Genomic DNA, 21,696 nt, shown 5'->3' on the forward strand with positions numbered 1-21,696 from the left:
AAAGTAAGGACGGGGCTTTTTTTCGCAAAAACAAAAATTGATTAAATAATTTTTGAAAGAGAGGATAACGAAAATGGGAATTTACGAAGAACTTCAGGCGAGAGGACTAATCGCCCAGGTAACTGATGAACCGCTGATCCGCGATTTGGTAAATAACGGAAAGGCAACATTTTACATCGGATTTGATCCGACTGCAGACAGTCTGCATGTAGGGCATTTCATGGCGCTCTGCCTGATGAAACGTCTGCAGGAAGCCGGTAACAGACCGATCGCTCTGATCGGCGGCGGTACAGCTATGATCGGAGATCCGTCAGGACGTACGGATATGCGTCAGATGATGACGGAGGAAACGATTCAGCATAATTGTGAATGCTTCAAGAAACAGATGAGCCGTTTTATCGATTTCTCGGATGGAAAGGCATTGATGGTAAATAATGCGGACTGGCTTCTGGATCTGAATTATGTAGAAGTGCTGCGTGAAGTCGGTGCGCATTTCTCCGTAAACCGTATGCTTTCTGCGGAATGCTATAAGCAGAGAATGGAACGCGGACTGAGCTTCCTGGAATTTAACTACATGATCATGCAGAGTTATGATTTCTACATGCTGTTCCAGAAATACGGATGTAATCTTCAGTTCGGAGGAGATGACCAGTGGAGCAACATGCTCGGCGGTACGGAGCTGATCCGCCGTAAACTCGGAAAAGATGCAAGCGCCATGACAATCACGCTTCTTCTGAATTCCGAAGGCAAGAAGATGGGCAAGACACAGTCCGGTGCAGTCTGGCTTGACCCGAATAAGACTTCTCCGTTTGAATTCTACCAGTACTGGAGAAATGTGGCAGACGCGGATGTGTTAAAATGCCTGCGTATGCTTACGTTCCTTCCGCTGGAGCAGATTGATGAGATGGACAAATGGGAAGGCGCCCAGCTGAATAAGGCCAAAGAAATCCTTGCTTATGAACTGACAAAACTGGTTCATGGCGAAGAAGAAGCCGAGAAGGCACAGCAGGGAGCACGTGCGCTGTTCAGCTCCGGAAATGCAGCAGATATGCCGACAGCAGAGCTGACTGAGGAAGATTTTACAGACGGGAAGATCGACATCCTGACCCTCCTTCATAAGAGCGGTTTGGTCCCTTCCAAATCTGAGGCGCGCCGTGCCGTTCAGCAGGGCGGTGCAGCGGTGGACGGTGAGAAAGTTACAGACATCGCAGCAACATTTGCCAGAGAAGAATTTGACGGAGACGGAAAAGTCTTGAGACGCGGTAAAAAGAATTTCCGTAAAGTAGTGAACAAAGCGTAAGTAATATCGGACTGGAGGCATACGTGATGAGTTTTAGAGAAATAAAACCGGAAGAACTGAAAGAAAATCCATTCGATCTGATCGGAAAACAGTGGATGCTGATCACGGCGGGCGATGAGACGAAATGCAATACGATGACTGCAAGCTGGGGAGGCGTCGGAATCATGTGGGGAAAACCGACTGCGACAGCCTATATCCGTGATTCCCGTTTTACCAAAGAATTTGTAGATGGAAGCGAGTACTATACTTTATCATTTTTCGAGGAAACATACAGACCGGCGCTGAGTCTCTGCGGAAGGGTTTCCGGAAGAGATACGGACAAGATGAAAGATGCGGGACTGACTCCGTACTATATAGACGGAACGTCAGCGATTGCGGAGGCACGTCTGATCTTTGTCTGCCGTAAGGTGTTCCATCAGAGAATGGGAGAAGAAAACTTTGATGATCGCAAGAATCTGGAAAAATGGTATCCGGATCGCGATATGCATACGATGTATATGGGCGAAATTGTCAAAGTACTCGTAAAAGAGGATTAATGCTATGGGTAGATGGAAGCAGAACATCACGGTCGTTCTTGCATCTGCTTCACCCAGAAGAACGGAACTTCTGGGACAGGCGGGGATTCGTCATGTAGTCATCCCATCAAGCTGTGAGGAGACGATCAGCTCTGTGGTGCCGGAAGAGGTTGTCATGGAGCTCTCTGCGCAGAAAGCAGAAGACGTCTACGCAGGCTATGAGAAAGGGCATCCGGATGAAGAATTTGTCGTGATTGGTGCGGATACCGTTGTGGCATCCGGTAAAGAGATCCTTGGCAAGCCGAAAAGTGAGGAAGACGCATACCACATGATCTCCCTGCTCCAGAACCGGACGCATCAGGTATATACCGGAGTGACACTTCTGGCGAAAACGAATGAAGGACAGAAGAAGAATACATTTTTTGAATGCAGTCACGTGGCGGTGTATCCGATGGAGGAGGAAGAAATCCGTGACTATATTGGAACCGGAGAACCTATGGATAAAGCTGGCGCGTATGGGATTCAGGGCGGTTTCGCAATCTACATTCGGGGAATAGAGGGGGACTACAACAATATTGTCGGACTTCCGATCGCCAGAGTGTATCAGGAACTGAAAAAAATGGAAATATGATCGTATGACTGGATGAAAAATGTAAGCAACAAGGAGAAAAATACGATGAAGAAGAAATGGTGGCATGGAAAAACAGCATATCAGATTTACCCGAAAAGCTTTATGGACAGCAACGGAGACGGGATCGGTGACATCCGGGGAATTATCGGTAAACTGGACTATCTGAAAGATCTGGGCGTGGATATCATCTGGCTGTCCCCGATCTATCAGTCTCCGTTTGTAGATCAGGGATATGACATATCTGATTATTATGCTATTGACCCGGCATTTGGAACGATGGAAGACATGGACGAACTGCTTGAGGAAGCAAAAAAACGCGATATGTACATCGTCATGGATCTGGTTGTAAATCATTGCTCAGATCAGCATGAATGGTTTCAAAAGGCACTTCAGGATCCGTATGGAGAATACGGAAAATATTTCTATATCAGAGAAGGAAAAGACGGGCAACCGCCCTGCAACTGGCGCTCCTATTTCGGAGGCAGTGTCTGGGAAAAACTTCCGGGATATGAGAATCTGTTTTATCTTCATATGTTCGCGAAAGAACAGCCGGATCTGAACTGGGAGAACCCGAAGCTGCGGGAAGAAATCTATAAAATGATCCGCTGGTGGATGGAAAAAGGCTTGGCCGGTTTCCGGTTGGATGCAATTATCAATATTAAGAAAGATCTTCGTTTCCAGGATTTCCCGGCTGACCGTGAAGACGGAATGTGCAGCGCAGCGCTGATGCTCCAAAATGCGCAGGGGGTTCATGAATTTCTTCAGGAGATGAAAGAAAAAGCCTTTGCGCCGTATCAGGCATTCACGATAGGAGAGCTTTTTGATTTTCGCGAGGAAGAGATGGAGAAATATATCGGAGAGAACGGCTGTTTTGAATCCATATTTGATTTTGCGCCGCATTTAATTGGCGGAAATCAAAAGGGATGGTATGCCTGTGAGCCGGTGGACCCGGATGCATACCGGGATACGGTGATGAGAAGTAAACTTACGTCGCAAAAAACAGGACTGATGGCGAATATCATCGAGAATCATGATGAGCCTCGCGGGGTAAGCCGTTATATTCCGGAAGGAGAAGTGACGGAAATCAGCAAGAAAATGCTGGCAGGACTTATGATGATGACTTATGGCCTTCCGTTTCTCTATCAGGGACAGGAAATCGGTATGACAAATACCCGTTTCGAAAGCATTTCCGATATCAATGATATCAGCACGATCGAAGAATATCGCCTTGCCAGAGAGCAGGGCTATGACGAGCGGGAAGCACTGGATATTGTTGCGAAATTCAGTCGCGATAATGCCCGCACACCGATGCAGTGGGATGACACTGAGCATGCAGGATTTACCGATGGTACGCCGTGGCTTAAAGAAAATCCGAATTATAAGGAAATCAATGTGGCCGACCAGGAAGGAAGAGAAGGATCTGTTCTCGAATTTTATAAAGAAATGATTCGTCTCCGCAAAGATCCGGAATATGGTAATACCGTTGTGTATGGAGAGATGATACCTGCATATGAAGGCGAAAAGAGACTTTTTGCTTTCTATAGAAAGGATGAAGACCATACATTGCTGGTAGCTTCCAACTATCAGAACGAAGAGCGGACCATACCGATGGAGTTTGACAGCAAAAAAATCCTAGTCAATAATTATCCGGAGGATAATATCGAGAAAAGAGTCCTGAAGGTGAAAGACGGCTGGCTGCTGACACTGAAGCCGTATCAGTTCATTGTGGCAGAACTCTGACCGGAAAATAGCTGACTATAAAAACATAATACAGACAGAAGGACAGAAGGTTTTTACACTAACTGTCCTTTTATCTTGTCATGCATATTCTAAAATGATCTGTTGAATCTTTTGGAGTTGAATCCCTATTTTGCTAAGAAGGGATCCGTTATTTTAGATATTTCACGCTGTAAGGAGGCATCTCCAGATGTCCGTTCATCTCAATGACTTCGCCGGTCAGCAGATCGGTCATCGTTCCGCCAAGCTCCCCATTCTGTGCGGTGTACGGTGCATCGGAGGCGTTGATTGCAACCAGCATGCGTTCGGAATCCGTTTTGCGTTCAAAAACAAGCTGGTGGTTGGTGAGGACAACATTGCGATAGGTTCCGTTACAAAGCGCATCACTGCCTGTGCGAATATGAATCAATTCCTTGATCAATTCCGTCAGTTCATTCGGCTTCGGCTCTTCAAAACATGGACGAAGTGCATAATCATTATTCGGAGCCTTGACGCCCTCTTCTCCCCATTCGCTGCCATAATAAATACACGGAACTCCCGGCATTCCTAGAAGAAGACCGTAAGCCAGCGGAAGATGGTTCTTATTGGTCAGAATGCTGGCGATTCGTGTTACATCATGATTATCGACAAAGGACATCAGATGCTTTCCGCGGTAAATGCACCACTGTTCCGGACCGTACTGGCGATTCAGAGAATGAGCGATCTCGAACATATTCATACTGTTGAAACTGGAGTAGATTCCTTTGTAGCACTCATAATTCGTACAACTGTGGAGCATTTCATCATTTACGATCAGATTATAATCGCCGAACAATACCTCGCCGATCAGAGCAAAATCCGGTTTCAGTTCCTGGCAGAAGCTGCGCAGGCGTTTCATAAAATTGCGCTCCAGACTGTAGGCAACATCGAGCCGCAGTCCGTCGATATCGAATTCTTCCACCCAGCCCTTCACGCATTCCAGAAGATAATCGACAACAGCCGGATTGTAGAGATTCAGCTTGACCAGTTCATAGTGACCTTCCCAGCCTTCATACCAGAAGCCGTCATTATAGGCAGAATTACCGTCAAAATTGATGCAGAACCAGTCTTTGTAGGGAGAATCCCATTTCTTCTCCTGCACATCCTTAAAAGCCCAGAAACCGCGCCCTACATGGTTGAATACACCGTCCAGAACAATCTTCACATTATGTGCATGCAGATCCTTGCAGACCTCTGCGAAATCCTCGTTTGTCCCAAGGCGACAGTCGATTTTTTTGAAATCGCGGGTATCATATCCATGATTGTCCGATTCAAATATCGGGTTCAATAATATAGAAGAAACACCAAGTTCCTGCAGATAACTGCTCCATTCCTTCAACTTCAAAATTCTCGGAACTACGTTGCCGTCATTGGAAGTCGGCGCTCCGGTAAATCCAATCGGATAGATTTGATAAAAAATGCCTTCATAAGCCCACATGTGTCAGTACCTCGTTTCTTGTATTTTTGTGTGGTTTCATATGTGCTTATTATACCATAGGAACAGATGACCGGGCTACTGTAAAATTTCTGTGATTGTATATACGATAACGAATTGTGCGGGGAGTCGAAAAAAATAAGGAATAAATCAAAAAAACAGTTGACATGGAAAAGGCACCATAATATAATGATAAAGTATGACACGAGGAAGAGACAATTTACACCAAAGCCCCGGAGTGGATTGTTTTCCAATAGAATCTACAATGAAAATAATTAGTAAAAATGGAAATTCATAGGAGGTCAACCAATGAAAACTTACATGGCTAATCCAGATAAGATTGAGAGAAAATGGTATGTAGTTGACGCTGAAGGACAGACACTCGGACGTCTTTCTGCAGAGATCGCAAAAGTTTTAAGAGGAAAAAATAAACCGGTATTCACACCGCACATTGATACAGGCGATTACGTAGTAGTTGTAAACGCTGCAAAAGTAAAAGTAACTGGTAAGAAATTAGACCAGAAAGTATACTATCATCATTCAGACTATGTAGGTGGAATGAAAGAAACTACATTAAGAGAAATGATGGCTAAGAAGCCGGAAGCAGTTATTGAGATGGCTGTTAAGGGAATGCTCCCGAAGGGACCTTTAGGAAGAACTATGATTAAGAAACTTCATGTATATGCAGGACCAGAGCATGAACAGCAGGCACAGAAGCCGGAAGTTTTAACATTTTAGTTGAAGGTGTGAAAGGAGGATATTACAATGGCTAATGCTAAATTCTACGGAACAGGAAGAAGAAAAAAATCTATCGCAAGAGTATACCTTGTACCGGGTACAGGTAAGATCACAATCAATAAAAGAGACATCGACGAATATTTCGGACTGGAAACTTTAAAAGTTGTAGTTCGTCAGCCGCTGGTTGCAACTGAGACAGCTGATAAATTTGATGTATTAGTAAATGTACACGGTGGTGGATATACAGGACAGGCTGGTGCAATCCGTCACGGTATTTCAAGAGCTCTGCTTGAAGCAGATGCTGATTACAGACCGGTTCTGAAAGCAGCTGGATACTTAACACGTGATCCACGTATGAAAGAACGTAAGAAATACGGTCTCAAGGCCGCCCGTCGCGCTCCGCAGTTCAGCAAGAGATAATCAGCTGTTCAAACTGCATCAAAATGGTTCAAAAAGCCCGGAAAATCAAGGTTTTCCGGGCTTTTCCTATGCCCTGAAAGGCTGATATAGTTTGACTGGATTTGACGAAACAAGATCCAGTTTCACCCAACTTTCAGTGGTTACCAAGTGGATAACCGGCAAAAAATAGGGTAAAAAGAGGGCCAAGTGGTTACCAAATAGGATAACCGAAGGCCGTTTTTTGCCCTTTGGAGAGGTGGCTTTTTCTTCTCCTTTATTGACCATTTTCATTTGATTGGTTTGAGATAATTTGACCTAATTTGAATACAACAGAATAAATCTAATCGCCAAGCGCTCAGTATTTTTCTACTGGGCGCTTTTTGCATTTCCGGGGAATTTCATTCCGGGATAAGAAAAGGCCGTCACTTTCAATTTTTGAAGTGGCGGCTTTTTCTATTTCCAGAAGCCATAGAACAATTCAGAAATGAGGTGAAGTCATTGAACACGCAAATCATCGCCATCGCCAACCAGAAAGGCGGCGTTGGCAAGACAACCACCTGCGCGAACTTAGGTGTAGGTCTGGCGCAGGCTGGGAAAAAAGTGCTGCTGATCGACGGAGACCCGCAAGGCAGCCTGACCATCAGCCTGGACCATCCCCAGCCGGACAAGCTGCCCTTTACCCTGTCCGATGCTATGGGTCGCATCCTGATGGACGAGCCAATCAAGCCCGGTGAGGGTATTCTGCACCACCCGGAAGGCGTTGACCTGATGCCTGCTGACATTCAGCTATCCGGCATGGAGGTCTCCCTGGTGAACGCCATGAGCCGAGAGACCATCCTGCGGCAATACCTGGACACGCTCAAGGGACAGTATTCCCATATCCTAATTGACTGCCAGCCTTCCCTGGGTATGCTCACGGTCAACGCACTGGCAGCCGCCAACAGGATCATAATCCCCGTCCAGGCAGAGTATCTGCCCGCCAAGGGCCTGGAACAGCTGCTCCGGACGGTCAATAAGGTCAAGCGGCAAATCAATCCCAAGCTCCAGATCGACGGCATACTGCTGACGATGGTGGACAACCGCACCAACTTTGCCAAGGAGATCGCCGCTCTGTTGCGGGAGACCTACGGCAGCAAAATCACGGTTTTCAAAAGCGAGATTCCCCATTCTGTCCGGGCAAAGGAAATCAGCGCCGAGGGCAAGAGCATTTTTGCCCATGACCCCAATGGCAAGGTAGCCGAGGGGTACAAAAATCTGACCCAGGAGGTGATAAAACTTGAAAAGCAGCGCGAAAAAAGTAGAGCTGGCTCCATACGATGACTTGTTTTCCACCGAAGAAAGCCGCCAGGATGCCAAGCTGGAAAAAGTACGGGAAATCCCGCTGTCTGAGCTGCATCCTTTCAAGAACCATCCCTTCAAAGTCAAGGATGACGAGGCCATGATGGAGACCGCCGACAGTGTTCGGCAGTACGGTGTTCTGGTTCCGGCGATTGCCCGCCCGGACCCGGAGGGCGGCTATGAGCTGGTTGCCGGTCACAGGCGGTACCGGGCCAGTGAGCTGGCCGAGAAAGAAACCATGCCGGTCATTGTCCGAGACCTGGACGATGATGCCGCCACCATCATCATGGTGGACAGCAACTTGCAGCGAGAAAGCCTGCTCCCCAGCGAGAGGGCCTTTGCCTATAAGATGAAGCTGGAGGCTATTAAACATCAGGGGGAACGCTCTGACTTAACTTCTCGCCAAGTTGGCGAGAAGTCGCAGACTTCTATTCAGCTTGTTGCAAGCCAAGCCGGTGAAAGCCAGCGACAGGTTCAACGATATATCCGCCTGACGGAGCTGATTCCCGAACTGCTGGATATGGTGGATGAAAAGAAAATCGCGCTCAATCCGGCCTATGAGCTGTCTTTCCTCAAAAAAGAGGAACAGCGGGACTTGCTGGACGCGATGGACAGCGAACAGGCTACCCCCTCTCTCTCCCAGGCCCAGCGGCTCAAGAAATACAGTCAGGAGGGGCATCTGACCCTCGATATGATGCGCGTCATCATGGGCGAGGAAAAGAAAAGCGATCTCGACAAAGTGACCCTTTCTGCCGACATCCTGCGGAAGTATTTTCCCAAGAGCTACACGCCCCAGCGGATGCAGGAAACCATCATCAAGCTGCTGGAGGGGTGGCAGAAAAAGCGCCAGAGAGACCAGGAACGATGAAAGGAGCCGCCTATGAGGGATATTGCAGCGCGTGAGCTGAAAGGACATAACATTCTCGCCGTAGAGCGTTTTCAGGACAACACCCGCTGGATGATTGAGTTTTCCATCCTGCGTCCCTGTTCCTACGGAAGCCCCGGCGATGAAATGCGGCTGTTTCTCACCGAGGACGGGTATCAGGCCGCCCTCGTAAGCCAGAAGCGCCGGGAAATCAAAATCAAGCGGTATGCCCGTGTGATCGAGGGCCATGTTCTCGACTTCAAGCCGGACAAGCGTCGCCGCCACCCGTAAACCTGCCACTACCACGAAAGGAAAGGAATGAATATGTGTACTGTCCAGAGCATCAAGGATGCTATCCGGGAAAACTGCCAGTCTCAGTATGACATGGAATCCACCGACATTGACCGGGTTTTGCAGGCCCTCCCGTTTTCGGGGCATGAATCGTTGTTCGACCAGCCGCCGTTGCCCAAGCGTCCCTACCGGCCCCGGAAGAACACGAAAATCAAGAACAGCTAAACGCCACAGTCTTTTTCACAAAAGATTGTGGCTTTTTTCATGCCCTGAGAGCAGAAAGGAGTGAAGTCAATGGCGGTCTTTCGGATTGAAAGAACCCGCGACTATACGGTAATGAGCAATCATCACCTGCGGAACCATGAATTGTCCCTGAAGGCAAAGGGGTTGCTTTCCATGATGCTGTCCCTGCCGGATGACTGGAACTATACCACCCGTGGCCTTGCGAAAATCTGCAAGGAGGGCGTGGACGCCATCGGTAATGCGCTGCGGGAGCTGGAAACCGCCGGTTACATCGTGCGCCACCAGCTGCGGGACCGGCAGGGCCGGATCAGCGACACCGAGTATGTTATTTATGAACAGCCCCAGCCCCGGCAGCCGGAAACGCCTGGGCCGGATACGGATGTACCAGATACGGCTTCACCAGATACGGAAAACCCGTATCTGGATAAACCGGATACGGAAAAGCCCGCAGAATTAAATATAGAGAAATCAAATACCCAAAAATCAATTACTCATGGATCAAGTACCGATTCCATTCCCTTCCAGGAAACAGCGGCGGCAAGACCGCCGGAACGGAAAGGAAGGGAAACGATGTCGCTCACAGAGATGGAAAGTTATCGGGATTTGATTCTGGAGAACATCGAGTATGACCACCTGTGCCGGGAGTTTACCACCTACCGGGAGGACCTGGACGAGATCGTGGAGCTGATGGTGGAGACTGTCTGCGCCAAGCGGAAAACCACCCGGATCGCTGGCAGCGACTTCCCCCATGAGGTAGTCCGCTCCCGGTTTTTGAAGCTGGACTGCTCCCATATCGAGTTTGTCATGGAGTGCCTGCGGAACAACACCACCGAAATCCGCAACATGAAGCAGTATCTGCTTGCGGTGCTGTTCAACGCGCCTACCACGATCAGCAATCACTACACCGCACAAGTCAACCACGATATGTACGCAGGCGGCTGGTAAACAGCCGCTTTTCTGCTACCCGGACACACCGGGAGAAAGGATTTTGCCATGAAACGACCCCTTGCTTACATTACGGCTCCCTGGAGCAACAGCCAGTATGAGAATGCCGAGAACGCTGCGGCCTACTGCCGTCAGGTGTACGACGCCGGGTATTCGCCCATCTGCCCGGTGCTGTTCCTGCCCACCTTCCTCAAGGACGAGATTCCCCAGGAACACAAGGACGGGCTGGATATGGCGCGGGACTACCTGCGCCGGTCCCATGTGCTGGTGGTCTGCGGCCACGGCATCGACGAGACCGTGAAGAATGACATTGCCACCGCCGAGCGCCTGCGGATTACCGCCACCACCTTGGACGGCATTCTGACCGTGAAGGGCCAGGGGCGCGGGAAAGGAGGTGTGCGCCATGCCTGAGCGTAAGACTGTGGGCCAGCTGATGGAGGAAATGCGCCTCAAGGCCGGGGCGCAGAACTACCACGGCCACGAATACATGGATTTGCAACGGTTTGCCGAGGGCACCCGGCACATGATTATCTTCGATGTGCTGACCCACGATTCGCCGGTGGGCTGGAAAGGCGAACGGACCCGCCTGTTTCTGACGGAGGCCGGATACCAGAAAAGCCTGGAGAACCAGGAAAAGGGCCATATCAAGATTCTCAGCCATGCCAAAGTGCGCCAGGGCCATCTGTACTATGACCGCTCCGACCAGCTGCGCTGAAAGGAGCCTGCCATGCTGAAATACCTGCTGCGGCGGCTGGTGGTCCCGCCTTAGTATCAAGCGCCACCCCTGCAAAATCCGTGGAAAGGAGGCGATGACCTATGCAGGAGGAAGTGGAAAACAGGACTTTGACGCTGGTAGTCAGCGGAACAAAGTTTACCGGGCGGCTGTTGAAAGCCGCCATCACCAAGTACCTTGCCCACCGCAAGGAAAAGAAGCTGCAAAAGCAGAAAAGCCGGGATACCCCCGTGATTCCCCACGGCAAGCAGACGGTGAAGCAGCTGATCGGCCAGAATCAGGGCGTTTCCAACATCGAGATCACCGACCCCTCCATCAAAGAGTTTGAGAAGATCGCCCGGAAATACGGCGTGGACTATGCGGTGAAGAAGGACCGCAGCAGCTCCCCGCCCAAGTACCTGATCTTTTTCAAAGGCCGGGATGCGGATGCCCTGACCGCTGCCTTTACCGAGTACACCGGCAAGAAGGTCAGAAAGGCGCAGAAAACAGAGCGTCCGTCCGTGCTGGCAAAGCTTAGCCAGTTCAAAGAGCTGGTGAAACACGCCGTCGTGGACCGGAACAAGCGGAAGGAGCTGGAACGATGAAAAAGCAGCTTGACATCAAAAAGCTCCTTTTGCTGAATATGCCGTATATCCTGATGGGACTGTTCGCCACCAACTTCGGTGAAGGATGGCGGATGGCCGTAGGTGCGGACGCTTCGGCAAAAATGCTCTCGTTTTTCTCCACGCTGCCGGTGGCGCTGGCCAGCTGGTGGCCCAGTCTGCATCCGCTGGACCTGCTGGTGGGCCTGTGCTGCGGCGGTGGCCTGCGGCTGGCAGTCTATCTCAAAAGCAAGAACGCCAAGAAGTACCGGCATGGCATGGAGTATGGCTCCGCCCGATGGGGAACCCATGAGGATATTGCACCTTACATCGACCCGGTATTCCAGAACAATGTGATTCTGACCAAAACCGAGAGCCTGACCATGAACAGCCGCCCCAAGGACCCCAAGACTGCCAGAAACAAAAATGTTCTGGTAATCGGCGGCTCCGGTTCCGGCAAGACCCGGTTCTGGCTGAAGCCGAACCTGATGCAGATGCACAGCTCCTATGTAGTCACAGACCCCAAAGGCACCATCCTGGTGGAGTGCGGCAAGATGCTCCAGCGCGGGACGCCCAAACTGGGCAAGGACGGCAAGCCCATGAAGGATAAGCACGGCAAGGTCATCTATGAGCCTTACCGGATCAAAGTCCTCAATACCATCAACTTCAAGAAGTCCATGCATTATAACCCCTTTGCTTACATCCACTCCGAAAAGGACATCTTGAAGCTGGTCACAACGCTGATTGCCAACACCAAGGGCGAGGGCAAGGCCGGGGACGATTTCTGGGTCAAGGCGGAAACGCTTTTGTACTGCGCCCTCATCGGGTATATCCACTACGAGGCCCCAGTGGAGGAACAGAATTTCTCCACCCTTATCGAGTTCATCAACGCGATGGAGGTCCGGGAGGATGACGAGGAGTTCAAGAACCCCGTAGACCTGATGTTTGACGCGCTGGAGGCTGAGAAGCCAAATCATTTTGCGGTCCGGCAGTACAAGAAGTACAAGCTGGCCGCCGGTAAGACCGCCAAGAGTATCTTGATTTCCTGCGGTGCGCGCCTTGCTGTATTTGACATTGCCGAGCTACGGGAGGTCACTTCCTACGATGAGCTGGAACTGGATACACTGGGAGATCGCCGGACTGCATTGTTTCTCATTATGAGCGACACGGACGATAGCTTTAACTTCCTGATCTCCATGTGCTACACCCAGCTGTTCAACCTGCTCTGTGAAAAAGCGGACGATGTGTACGGCGGGCGGCTGCCAGTCCATGTGCGGTGTCTCATTGACGAGTGCGCCAACATCGGCCAGATTCCCCGGCTGGAAAAGCTGGTCGCCACCATCCGCAGCCGCGAGATCTCTGCCTGCCTGGTGCTGCAAGCACAGTCCCAGCTCAAGGCCATCTACAAGGACAACGCCGATACCATCATCGGCAACATGGATACCTCCATCTTCCTGGGCGGCAAGGAGCCGACTACCCTCAAGGAGCTGGCCGCCGTGCTGGGCAAGGAGACCATCGACACCTACAACACCGGCGAGAACCGTGGGCGGGAAACCTCCCACTCGCTCAACTACCAGAAGCTCGGCAAAGAGCTTATGAGCCAGGATGAACTGGCTGTCATGGACGGCGGAAAGTGCATCCTCCAGCTGCGTGGTGTGCGGCCTTTCCTCTCGGACAAGTACGACATCACCAAGCACCCCAATTACCCATACACTGCCGACGCGGACCCCAAGAACGCCTTTGACATCGAGGCGTTCCTGTCCACCCGGCTCAAGCTCAAGCCCAACGAGGTCTACGATGTGTACGAAGTAGACGCAGAGGGCGCTTAAATCTGTTCCGCTGTGAAAGGAGTGATCGTATCTATCCGCCTCAACCGCCCTTTTGGGGCCATCGGCGTACAAAGCGGACAATCACCAAAAAATAATGAAAAAAGGAGGACAGCCGGAATCAGGCCCCGGAACCCGGGTGCCGATTGTTCCGGCTTTTGTATGCCTATGAATGACTAAATCAAACTTTTCAAATGATTCCGGCTAACTATAATTTATGGCATTTTTCAATCAGGCTATCACCGTTCTTCAGACCCTTGTGATCGCCCTCGGCGCTGGCCTCGGCATCTGGGGCGTCATCAACCTCCTGGAAGGTTACGGCAACGACAACCCCGGCGCGAAAAGCCAGGGCATGAAGCAGCTCATGGCTGGCGCTGGCGTCGCCGTGGTCGGCATGGTCCTTGTACCCCTGCTTTCCGGCTTGTTCACCGTCTGATCGTTCCCGTCGTTAAGCTGTCATAAGAAATCCTTGCCGCCCCTGCCCCCAAGCGGGGGCGGCTGAAAGGAGGTTGACACCGTATGGATTTCTTACTCGATGCCCTTACTGACTGGCTCAAGGAAATGTTGGTAGGCGGCATTATGAGCAACTTATCGGGGATGTTCGATAGTGTGAACCAACAGGTCGCAGACATTGCGACACAGGTGGGCCAGACCCCCCAAGGCTGGAACGGGAGTATTTTCAGCATGATCCAGAACCTCTCCAACTCCATCATGGTGCCGATTGCTGGCGTGATCCTGGCTATCGTGATGACGCTGGAGCTGATTCAGATGATTACCGACAAAAACAACCTGCACGATGTGGACACCTGGATGATCTTCAAGTGGGTGTTCAAATCTGCCGCCGCTATCCTCATTGTCTCCAACACCTGGAACATCGTGATGGGCGTGTTTGACGCGGCCCAAAGCGTGGTGACGCAGGCGGCGGGCATCATTGGTTCCGACGCTTCCATCGACATCTCCTCTGTCATGACCGATATGGAGTCCCGGCTGATGGATATGGACCTGGGGCCGCTGTTCGGCCTGTGGTTCCAGTCGCTCTTTATCGGCATTACCATGTGGGCGCTTTACATTTGTATCTTTATCGTGATCTATGGCCGTATGATTGAGATTTACCTTGTGACCTCGGTGGCCCCCATCCCAATGGCCACCATGATGGGCAAGGAATGGGGCGGCATGGGCCAGAACTATCTGCGCTCGTTGATTGCCCTGGGCTTCCAGGCATTTCTCATCATCGTCTGTGTGGCAATCTACGCCGTGCTGGTGCAGAGTATCGCCACCGAATCCGACATCATCATGGCCATCTGGAGCTGTGTGGGCTATACGGTACTGTTGTGCTTTACGCTCTTTAAGACCGGCAGCCTCGCAAAATCCGTGTTCAATGCACACTAACCAGGAAGGAGGTAATCCCTTTGGCTTATGTACCCGTACCCAAAGACCTGACGAAAGTCAAAACCAAGGTCGCGTTTAATCTGACCAAAAGACAGTTGATCTGTTTCGGCAGCGGGGCGCTTATCGGCGTACCGCTTTTCTTTTTGCTCCGGGGGCCTGTGGGAAACAGCGTGGCTGCCATGTGTATGATGCTGGTCATGCTGCCTTTCTTTCTGATGGCAATGTATGAGAAGCACGGCCAGCCCCTGGAAAAGATCGTGGGCAACATCATCAAGGTGGCCGTAATCCGCCCCAAACAGCGCCCGTATAAGACCAACAATTTCTATGCCGTTCTGGAACGGCAGGAAAAACTCGACAAGGAGGTGTATGACATTGTTCACCGCAACGAAAAACCGGCAGGCCGATAAGGATGGCAAACAGCCGCCGGTTTCCAAGAAGAAACGATTGTCCCGTGCCGACAGAAGGCAGATCGAGGCCGCCATCGCCCGTGCCAACCGCACAGACCGGAAAGAGAAGTCGGCCCAGGACAGCATCCCCTATGAGCGGATGTGGCCGGACGGCATCTGCCGGGTGGCAGACGGCCATTACACCAAGACCATCCAGTTCCAGGACATCAACTATCAGCTCTCGCAGAACGAGGACAAGGCGGCGATCTTCGAGGGCTGGTGCGATTTCCTCAACTACTTTGACAGCTCCATTCAGTTTCAGCTGTCCTTTTTGAACCTCGCAGCCTCTGAGGAAACCTTTGCCCGCGCCATCAACATTCCTCTCCAGGGGGATGATTTTGACAGTATCCGGGTGGAGTACATGACCATGCTGCAAAACCAGCTGGCAAAGGGCAACAACGGCCTTATCAAGACCAAGTACCTCACATTCGGGGTTGACGCCGACAGCCTCAAGGCCGCCAAGCCCCGTCTGGAGCGCATTGAGACCGATATTCTCAATAACTTTAAGCGTGTGGGCGTGGCCGCCGAGTCCCTGGACGGCAAGGCGCGGCTGGCACAGCTTCACGGCATTTTCCACATGGATGAACAGGTGCCGTTCCGTTTTGAATGGGAGTGGCTGGCTCCGTCCGGTCTGTCCACCAAGGACTTCATTGCGCCGTCCGGCTTTGAGTTCCGCACCGGCAAGCAGTTCCGTATGGGTAAGAAATACGGAGCTGTTTCTTTTTTGCAGATTCTCGCGCCGGAGCTGAATGACCGGATGCTGGCGGATTTTCTGGATATGGAAAGCTCTCTGATCGTCAGCCTCCATATCCAGTCCGTGGACCAGATCAAGGCCATCAAGACGGTCAAGCGGAAAATCACCGACCTGGACAAATCCAAAATCGAGGAGCAGAAAAAGGCCGTCCGCGCCGGATATGACATGGACATCATTCCCTCCGACCTTGCCACCTACGGTGCCGAGGCCAAGAAGCTCTTGCAGGATTTGCAGAGCCGGAACGAGCGAATGTTCCTTGTGACCTTCCTGGTGCTGAACACGGCGGACAATCCCCGGCAGCTGGACAACAACATCTTCCAGGCATCCAGCATCGCGCAGAAGTACAACTGCCAGCTGACAAGGCTTGACTTCCAGCAGGAAGAAGGGCTGATGAGCTGTCTGCCTCTGGGCCTCAATCAGATCGAGATTCAGCGGGGGCTGACCACCAGTTCCACGGCTATCTTTGTTCCGTTCACCACCCAGGAGCTGTTCCAGAGCGGCAAGGAGGCGCTGTACTACGGGATCAACGCTCTGTCCAACAACCTGATTATGGTGGACCGCAAGCTGCTCAAAAACCCCAACGGCCTGATCCTCGGCACACCGGGCTGCTTCGATGGAAAGACCCGTATCCTGCTGGCGGATGGGTCCACCCCGACCTTTGCCGAGCTGGTGGAGGCCGGTATCACGGAAGCAATGGTGAAAGCCTATGACTACGATACCGGCGAGATCGTGGACGCCAGGGCCATAGACATCCGCATTGAAAAATATGTGGACGAGCTGAAGGTGATCGAGCTGGAGGACGGGACCCGGCTGTGCTGTACGGATACCCACCTGATTATGGACGCAGACGATCAGTTTATCGAGGCGAACAAAATCACGGATGGCCAGCGGCTCAGCGGCGGCCATGTAGTGGTCCGGGTGGCCTTTCAGCGGCTGCCGGAAAAAGTGCCGGTCTATGACCTCACCGTACCCAAGTACGGGAATTTTCTGCTGGCCAACGGCTTGATCGTTCACAACAGCGGCAAGAGCTTTTCGGCCAAGCGCGAGATTGCCAACTGCTTCCTGCTCACCAATGACGACATCATCATCTGTGACCCGGAGGCCGAGTATGCGCCCCTGGTGGAACGCCTGCATGGGCAGGTCATTAAGATTTCGCCCACTTCCACCAACTACATCAACCCGATGGACCTGAACCTGGACTATTCGGACGATGAAAGTCCGCTGTCCCTCAAGTCCGACTTCATTCTCAGCTTGTGTGAGCTGATCGTGGGAGGCAAGGAGGGTTTGCAGCCGGTGCAGAAAACCATCATTGACCGCTGTGTGCGGCTGGTCTATCAGGATTATCTGAACGACCCGCGCCCGGAGAATATGCCCATTCTGGAGGACCTGTATGACTTGCTGCGGGCGCAGGACGAGAAAGAAGCGCAGTACATCGCCACGGCGCTGGAAATCTATGTGACCGGCTCCCTCAATGTGTTCAACCACCAGAGCAATGTGGACATCAACAACCGCATTGTCTGCTACGACATCAAGGAGCTGGGCAAGCAGCTGAAAAAAATCGGTATGCTGGTGGTCCAGGACCAGGTGTGGAACCGTGTCACCATCAACCGCGCCGCCCACAAGTCCACCCGCTACTACATCGACGAGATGCACCTGCTGCTGAAAGAGGAACAGACCGCCGCTTATACCGTCGAGATTTGGAAACGGTTCAGAAAATGGGGCGGAATCCCCACCGGCATCACGCAGAATGTCAAGGACCTGCTTTCTTCCCGCGAGGTGGAGAACATCTTTGAGAACTCCGACTTCGTGTATATGCTCAACCAGGCGGGTGGAGACCGGCAGATTCTCGCCAAGCAGCTGGGCATTTCCCCTCACCAGCTGTCCTATGTGACCCATTCCGGTGAAGGTGAGGGCCTGCTGTTCTACGGTGCGACCATCTTGCCTTTCGTGGATCACTTCCCGAAAAACACCGAGCTGTACCGCATTATGACCACCAAACCCCAGGAACTGAAAAAGGAGGATGAATAACCATGAAACCCAACACCGAACTGGATACCATGATGTTTTTTGACGATGCCCTGGAGAGTGAGCGCACCCAGCTGCTCACCGAGCTGGCCGATGCCGTCAGCGAGACCCGCACGGCGGTGGATCAGGCTGCGGAGCTGAACGAGGACGGCGAGGCGGGCCTGCTGCGCCTGACGGAAATCTGGTGCGCCATGAACGGCGTTCCCGCTGTCATCATCTTCGAGGGCGGCCAGTCCGAGCTGCTGGCCAATGTGGTGGCGCAGATCTACGCCCATCTGCTCCAGCATCCCTCCCATGACCCTGTGGGGCTGGCCGTCTATGTGGAGCTGCGCTACATAACGGCCTCTCTGATGATGGGGAACTGGTTTGACTAAGGAGCCGCGCCTGCGCTTTACGGACGAGGAGCGGGCTGACCCGGCGATGGAGAAGCCCATCCGTAAGGCGGACAAGGCCGCCGCCAAAGCGGATAAGGCGCAGGCCAAAATCCCGAAAAAACAGGTCCGGCAAAAGACGGTGGACCCGGAGACCGGCAAAGTGACCACCAAGCTGGTGCTGGAGGACAAGAAGAAGCCGCCCTCCAAGCTGTCCCATGCGGTGCGGGATACCCCCGCCAATGCCGCCCTGGGGAAAGTTCACAAGGAAATCCGGGAGACCGAACAGGACAATGTGGGCGTGGAGAGCGCCCACAAGTCCGAGGAGGCTGCTGAGACCGGCGCACGGTTGGTTCGGGAGGGCTACCGCAGCCACAAGTTAAAGCCCTACCGCAAGGCAGCCCAGGCCGAGCAGAAGCTGGAAAAGGCCAATGTGAACGCTTTGTATCAGAAGTCCCTGCGGGAAAATCCCCAGCTTGCCAGCAACCCCATCTCCCGCTGGCAACAGAAACAGGCCATCAAAAAGGAATACGCTGCCGCCAAGCGCGCCGGTCAAGCTGCCGGGAATACCGCAACCGCAGCCCAAAAGACCGGCAAGGCCGCCAAGACGGTCAAAGAGAAGGCACAGGAGGCCGGGTCATTCGTCATGCGCCACAAAAAGGGCTTTCTGATTGCGGGCGCGATCTTCCTGCTGGTCTGTATGCTGCTCAATACCATGTCCTCCTGCTCCATGATGGCGCAGAGCATCGGTTCTGTGGTGTCCGGCACCACCTATCCGTCGGATGACCCGGAGCTGGTGGCGGTGGAGGCGGACTACGCTGCTAAAGAAACGGCGCTGCAAGCCGAGATCGACAACATCGAAAGCAGCCATCCGGGGTATGACGAGTACCGCTACGACCTGGATATGATCGGGCATGACCCCCATGAGCTGGCGGCCTACCTGTCCGCTGTCTTGCAGGGCTACACCCGGCAGAGCGCCCAGGCAGAGCTGGAGCGTGTATTCGACGCACAATATCAGCTGACGCTTACCGAGGAAGTGGAGATACGATACCGCACCGAAACTTCCACGGACCCCGTGACTGGCGAGACGACCACCGTGGAAGTCCCGTATGAGTATTACATTCTGAATGTGAAGCTCACCAGCAAGCCCATTTCGTCTGTTGCCTCGGAGCTGTTGACCCCGGAACAGCTGGAGATGTACCAGGTGTACCGGCAGACGCTGGGCAACAAGCCGCTGATTTTCGGCGGTGGTTCCTCCGACACCAGCGATTCCGAGAGTTTAGCTGGTGTTGAGTTCGTCAACGGCACCCGCCCCGGCAATCAGGCCGTGGTGGATATAGCGAAAAGTCAGGTGGGCAATGTGGGCGGTCAGCCCTACTGGAGCTGGTACGGCTTCAATTCCCGTGTGGAATGGTGCGCCTGCTTCGTGTCCTGGTGCTACGGCCAGATGGGGCTGTCTGAGCCGCGTTTTGCCGCCTGCCAGTCTCAGGGCATCCCGTGGTTCCAATCCCATGGACAATGGGGCGGGCGTGATTACGCCAATATTGCCCCCGGCGACGCCATCTTCTTCGATTGGGACCTGGATGGCAGCGCCGACCATGTGGGCCTTGTGGTCGGCACGGACGGCAGCCGGGTCTACACCGTGGAGGGCAATTCCGGCGACGCCTGCAAGATCAAGAGTTATTCCCTGACCTACGAGTGCATCAAGGGCTACGGCCTGATGAACTGGTAAGGCCGATTTATGAGAAAAGGAGTGATTGAAATGGCTAAGAACAAAATCCAGCGCATTGACCAGGAGATTGCCAAGGTCCGCGAGAAGATCGCGGAGTACCAGGACAAGCTGAAAACCCTGGAGGCACAGAAAACCGAAGCGGAGAACCTGGAGATCGTCCAGATGGTGCGCGCCCTGCGGCTGACCCCGGAGCAGCTGAATGCCATGCTCTCCGGCGGCACGGTCCCCGGCATGGTTGCTGCCTCCGCTGACTACGACGAACAGGAGGACACCGACCATGAAGAATAAGAGAATTTTCAAGACCTTTTCGGCCCTCTGCGCCGCCTTGGTGCTGATGATGGGCCTTTCGGTGACCGCCTTTGCCCAGGGGACGGACCAGCCTCCGGCGGAGGACGCCACCAACGACAGCAATGTGGTGGTAGAGGAAACCGAGGACAGTCCGGCCCTGACCCCGGATGGCAACGCCGCCCTGGTGGATGATTTCGGCGGCAACAAGCAGCTCATCACCGTCACCACCAAGGCGGGCAACTACTTCTACATTCTCATTGACCGGGCCAACGAGGACAAGGAAACCGCTGTCCACTTCTTGAACCAGGTGGACGAGGCGGACCTGATGGCGTTGATGGAGGACAGTCAGACTACCCAGGAGCAGCCCGCCACCTGTACCTGTACGGAGAAATGTGTGGCCGGTGCGGTGAATACGGCCTGCCCGGTGTGTGCCATCAATATGAGCGCCTGCACGGGTAAGGAGCCGGAACCGGAGACCCCGGAAGAAACCCCGGAGCCGGAAGAACCGGCGCAGAAACCCGCAGGACTGAATCCGGCCATTCTTTTGGCGGTGCTGGCTCTGATGGGTGGCGGCGGCGCTTTTGCCTACTTTAAGCTGGTGAAAAACAAACCCAAGACCAAGGGCAACGACAATTTGGACGATTATGACTACGGCGAGGATGATACCGACCAGGAGGACGAGGACTCCTGGGAGACCGAGGAATCTGACGAGCTGGACGCTGACGGGGGCGGCGACGAGGAAAGCGAGGACAAGACGGTTTGACCCGCTTCACCGACAGCCCCTATGAACGCATGATGACACGCAGGCCGGAGGGCGGGAAGGAAACTTCCCGTCCTCCTTCTTTATCTCCCGGCCACCCCTGTTATGGCTGCGGAAATTACCGTGACGGTCAGCCCTGCGTGGGATTCTGCCACCGGCAGCTGACCGCATGGCTGCGGGAAAGGAGGAAGAAAAACCATGAAGCTGGTGATCGCTGAGAAACCGTGTCGTCTCGCAAAATAAAGTTCCTGTCTCCTGCACAAAAACAGCGAATTATTATATCAGTTCCATAATGATGTCTCTTTGTACGTGCCTGTAATTACGGCGCGCTTTTTT

The 21,696-nt window shown here is 52.7% G+C and carries 23 protein-coding genes; 22 read left to right on the top strand and 1 reads right to left on the bottom strand.

Going from position 1 to position 21,696, the window contains the following annotated elements:
* The first annotated feature begins 73 nt into the window (after positions 1–73).
* From tyrS to ACTNBR_RS11810, 4 genes are read left to right on the top strand one after another with little or no spacing between them, the layout of a single operon-like run.
* On the top strand, positions 74–1,300 hold the full coding sequence (gene tyrS / locus ACTNBR_RS11795) for a tyrosine--tRNA ligase (RefSeq protein ID WP_427806963.1): 1,227 nt from the start codon (positions 74–76) through the stop codon (positions 1,298–1,300).
* 26 nt (positions 1,301–1,326) lie between these two features.
* Positions 1,327–1,836: a flavin reductase gene (locus ACTNBR_RS11800; RefSeq protein ID WP_427806964.1), complete on the top strand. Its 510-nt coding sequence runs from the start codon at positions 1,327–1,329 to the stop codon at positions 1,834–1,836.
* Positions 1,837–1,840: 4 nt separating this feature from the next.
* Positions 1,841–2,446: a Maf family protein gene (locus ACTNBR_RS11805; RefSeq protein ID WP_441018373.1), complete on the top strand. Its 606-nt coding sequence runs from the start codon at positions 1,841–1,843 to the stop codon at positions 2,444–2,446.
* A gap of 45 nt (positions 2,447–2,491) precedes the next feature.
* Positions 2,492–4,186 carry a glycoside hydrolase family 13 protein gene (locus ACTNBR_RS11810; RefSeq protein WP_441018375.1) on the top strand — a complete coding sequence of 565 codons (1,695 nt, stop codon included), beginning with the start codon at positions 2,492–2,494 and terminating at the stop codon, positions 4,184–4,186.
* A gap of 148 nt (positions 4,187–4,334) precedes the next feature.
* Here ACTNBR_RS11810 and ACTNBR_RS11815 read toward each other — a convergent pair whose 3' ends face one another.
* Positions 4,335–5,639: an alpha-amylase family glycosyl hydrolase gene (locus tag ACTNBR_RS11815; RefSeq protein ID WP_427806967.1), complete on the bottom strand. Its 1,305-nt coding sequence runs from the start codon at positions 5,637–5,639 to the stop codon at positions 4,335–4,337.
* A 306-nt stretch (positions 5,640–5,945) separates the two neighbouring features.
* Here ACTNBR_RS11815 and rplM point away from each other — a divergent pair, with 306 nt between their 5' ends.
* From rplM to ACTNBR_RS11905, 18 genes are all read left to right on the top strand, one after another.
* Entirely contained in the window at positions 5,946–6,374 is a 429-nt protein-coding gene (gene rplM / locus ACTNBR_RS11820; RefSeq protein ID WP_427806968.1) for a 50S ribosomal protein L13, read from the top strand.
* A gap of 27 nt (positions 6,375–6,401) precedes the next feature.
* The gene (rpsI, locus tag ACTNBR_RS11825; RefSeq protein WP_427806969.1) at positions 6,402–6,794 is read left to right on the top strand and encodes a 30S ribosomal protein S9; all 393 of its coding nucleotides are present in this window, start codon (positions 6,402–6,404) and stop codon (positions 6,792–6,794) included.
* A gap of 477 nt (positions 6,795–7,271) precedes the next feature.
* Positions 7,272–8,093, top strand: coding sequence for a ParA family protein (locus tag ACTNBR_RS11830; RefSeq protein ID WP_441018400.1), 822 nt, complete (start codon positions 7,272–7,274; stop codon positions 8,091–8,093).
* Positions 8,050–8,979, top strand: coding sequence for a ParB/RepB/Spo0J family partition protein (locus ACTNBR_RS11835; protein WP_441018377.1), 930 nt, complete (start codon positions 8,050–8,052; stop codon positions 8,977–8,979). The genes ACTNBR_RS11830 and ACTNBR_RS11835 overlap by 44 nt, the downstream gene beginning before the upstream one ends.
* 12 nt (positions 8,980–8,991) lie before the next feature.
* On the top strand, positions 8,992–9,267 hold the full coding sequence (locus ACTNBR_RS11840) for a DUF5720 family protein (RefSeq protein ID WP_441018379.1): 276 nt from the start codon (positions 8,992–8,994) through the stop codon (positions 9,265–9,267).
* Positions 9,268–9,561: 294 nt separating this feature from the next.
* Positions 9,562–10,455: a DUF6017 domain-containing protein gene (locus ACTNBR_RS11845; RefSeq protein ID WP_441018381.1), complete on the top strand. Its 894-nt coding sequence runs from the start codon at positions 9,562–9,564 to the stop codon at positions 10,453–10,455.
* A 48-nt stretch (positions 10,456–10,503) separates the two neighbouring features.
* Entirely contained in the window at positions 10,504–10,866 is a 363-nt protein-coding gene (locus tag ACTNBR_RS11850) for a DUF7768 domain-containing protein (protein ID WP_441018382.1), read from the top strand.
* Positions 10,859–11,170 carry a DUF5720 family protein gene (locus tag ACTNBR_RS11855; RefSeq protein ID WP_441018384.1) on the top strand — a complete coding sequence of 104 codons (312 nt, stop codon included), beginning with the start codon at positions 10,859–10,861 and terminating at the stop codon, positions 11,168–11,170. The genes ACTNBR_RS11850 and ACTNBR_RS11855 overlap by 8 nt, the downstream gene beginning before the upstream one ends.
* Before the next feature lie 101 nt (positions 11,171–11,271).
* Positions 11,272–11,772, top strand: coding sequence for a PcfB family protein (locus ACTNBR_RS11860; RefSeq protein WP_441018386.1), 501 nt, complete (start codon positions 11,272–11,274; stop codon positions 11,770–11,772).
* Positions 11,769–13,598, top strand: a complete 1,830-nt coding sequence (locus ACTNBR_RS11865; protein ID WP_441018388.1) for a VirD4-like conjugal transfer protein, CD1115 family — start codon at positions 11,769–11,771, stop codon at positions 13,596–13,598. Before ACTNBR_RS11860 ends, ACTNBR_RS11865 begins: the two co-directional genes overlap by 4 nt.
* Positions 13,599–13,812: 214 nt before the next feature.
* Positions 13,813–14,031, top strand: coding sequence for a Maff2 family mobile element protein (locus ACTNBR_RS11870; protein ID WP_027644084.1), 219 nt, complete (start codon positions 13,813–13,815; stop codon positions 14,029–14,031).
* A gap of 83 nt (positions 14,032–14,114) precedes the next feature.
* Positions 14,115–14,984, top strand: coding sequence for a VirB6/TrbL-like conjugal transfer protein, CD1112 family (locus tag ACTNBR_RS11875; RefSeq protein WP_412619984.1), 870 nt, complete (start codon positions 14,115–14,117; stop codon positions 14,982–14,984).
* Positions 14,985–15,004: 20 nt separating this feature from the next.
* On the top strand, positions 15,005–15,391 hold the full coding sequence (locus ACTNBR_RS11880; RefSeq protein WP_441018390.1) for a PrgI family protein: 387 nt from the start codon (positions 15,005–15,007) through the stop codon (positions 15,389–15,391).
* On the top strand, positions 15,351–18,212 hold the full coding sequence (locus tag ACTNBR_RS11885) for a VirB4-like conjugal transfer ATPase, CD1110 family (protein ID WP_441018392.1): 2,862 nt from the start codon (positions 15,351–15,353) through the stop codon (positions 18,210–18,212). Before ACTNBR_RS11880 ends, ACTNBR_RS11885 begins: the two co-directional genes overlap by 41 nt.
* Before the next feature lie 2 nt (positions 18,213–18,214).
* Positions 18,215–18,583 (top strand): DUF3851 family protein, encoded by a 369-nt coding sequence (locus ACTNBR_RS11890; RefSeq protein WP_441018394.1) that lies wholly within the window; start codon positions 18,215–18,217, stop codon positions 18,581–18,583.
* Entirely contained in the window at positions 18,576–20,312 is a 1,737-nt protein-coding gene (locus ACTNBR_RS11895; protein WP_441018396.1) for a CD1108 family mobile element protein, read from the top strand. The genes ACTNBR_RS11890 and ACTNBR_RS11895 overlap by 8 nt, the downstream gene beginning before the upstream one ends.
* A gap of 30 nt (positions 20,313–20,342) precedes the next feature.
* A complete protein-coding gene (locus ACTNBR_RS11900) occupies positions 20,343–20,600 on the top strand; it encodes a DUF4315 family protein (protein ID WP_096920752.1) in 258 nt (85 codons plus the stop codon).
* Positions 20,590–21,363, top strand: a complete 774-nt coding sequence (locus ACTNBR_RS11905; RefSeq protein WP_441018398.1) for a DUF4366 domain-containing protein — start codon at positions 20,590–20,592, stop codon at positions 21,361–21,363. Before ACTNBR_RS11900 ends, ACTNBR_RS11905 begins: the two co-directional genes overlap by 11 nt.
* The last annotated feature ends 333 nt before the right edge of the window (positions 21,364–21,696 follow it).

The organism is Bariatricus sp. HCP28S3_F11 (genome assembly GCF_052065395.1).
Lineage (GTDB): Bacteria > Bacillota > Clostridia > Lachnospirales > Lachnospiraceae > Allocoprococcus.

Excerpts from the sequence above, each read along its gene's own strand:
- tyrS (WP_427806963.1), top strand. The coding sequence starts at position 74 with ATGGGAATTTACGAAGAACTTCAGGCGAGAGGACTAATCGCCCAGGTA.
- ACTNBR_RS11800 (WP_427806964.1), top strand. The coding sequence starts at position 1,327 with ATGAGTTTTAGAGAAATAAAACCGGAAGAACTGAAAGAAAATCCATTC.
- ACTNBR_RS11805 (WP_441018373.1), top strand. The coding sequence starts at position 1,841 with ATGGGTAGATGGAAGCAGAACATCACGGTCGTTCTTGCATCTGCTTCA.
- ACTNBR_RS11810 (WP_441018375.1), top strand. The coding sequence starts at position 2,492 with ATGAAGAAGAAATGGTGGCATGGAAAAACAGCATATCAGATTTACCCG.
- ACTNBR_RS11815 (WP_427806967.1), bottom strand. The coding sequence starts at position 5,639 with ATGTGGGCTTATGAAGGCATTTTTTATCAAATCTATCCGATTGGATTT.
- rplM (WP_427806968.1), top strand. The coding sequence starts at position 5,946 with ATGAAAACTTACATGGCTAATCCAGATAAGATTGAGAGAAAATGGTAT.
- rpsI (WP_427806969.1), top strand. The coding sequence starts at position 6,402 with ATGGCTAATGCTAAATTCTACGGAACAGGAAGAAGAAAAAAATCTATC.
- ACTNBR_RS11840 (WP_441018379.1), top strand. The coding sequence starts at position 8,992 with ATGAGGGATATTGCAGCGCGTGAGCTGAAAGGACATAACATTCTCGCC.
- ACTNBR_RS11845 (WP_441018381.1), top strand. The coding sequence starts at position 9,562 with ATGGCGGTCTTTCGGATTGAAAGAACCCGCGACTATACGGTAATGAGC.
- ACTNBR_RS11850 (WP_441018382.1), top strand. The coding sequence starts at position 10,504 with ATGAAACGACCCCTTGCTTACATTACGGCTCCCTGGAGCAACAGCCAG.
- ACTNBR_RS11855 (WP_441018384.1), top strand. The coding sequence starts at position 10,859 with ATGCCTGAGCGTAAGACTGTGGGCCAGCTGATGGAGGAAATGCGCCTC.
- ACTNBR_RS11860 (WP_441018386.1), top strand. The coding sequence starts at position 11,272 with ATGCAGGAGGAAGTGGAAAACAGGACTTTGACGCTGGTAGTCAGCGGA.
- ACTNBR_RS11865 (WP_441018388.1), top strand. The coding sequence starts at position 11,769 with ATGAAAAAGCAGCTTGACATCAAAAAGCTCCTTTTGCTGAATATGCCG.
- ACTNBR_RS11870 (WP_027644084.1), top strand. The coding sequence starts at position 13,813 with ATGGCATTTTTCAATCAGGCTATCACCGTTCTTCAGACCCTTGTGATC.
- ACTNBR_RS11875 (WP_412619984.1), top strand. The coding sequence starts at position 14,115 with ATGGATTTCTTACTCGATGCCCTTACTGACTGGCTCAAGGAAATGTTG.
- ACTNBR_RS11885 (WP_441018392.1), top strand. The coding sequence starts at position 15,351 with ATGACATTGTTCACCGCAACGAAAAACCGGCAGGCCGATAAGGATGGC.
- ACTNBR_RS11890 (WP_441018394.1), top strand. The coding sequence starts at position 18,215 with ATGAAACCCAACACCGAACTGGATACCATGATGTTTTTTGACGATGCC.
- ACTNBR_RS11900 (WP_096920752.1), top strand. The coding sequence starts at position 20,343 with ATGGCTAAGAACAAAATCCAGCGCATTGACCAGGAGATTGCCAAGGTC.
- ACTNBR_RS11905 (WP_441018398.1), top strand. The coding sequence starts at position 20,590 with ATGAAGAATAAGAGAATTTTCAAGACCTTTTCGGCCCTCTGCGCCGCC.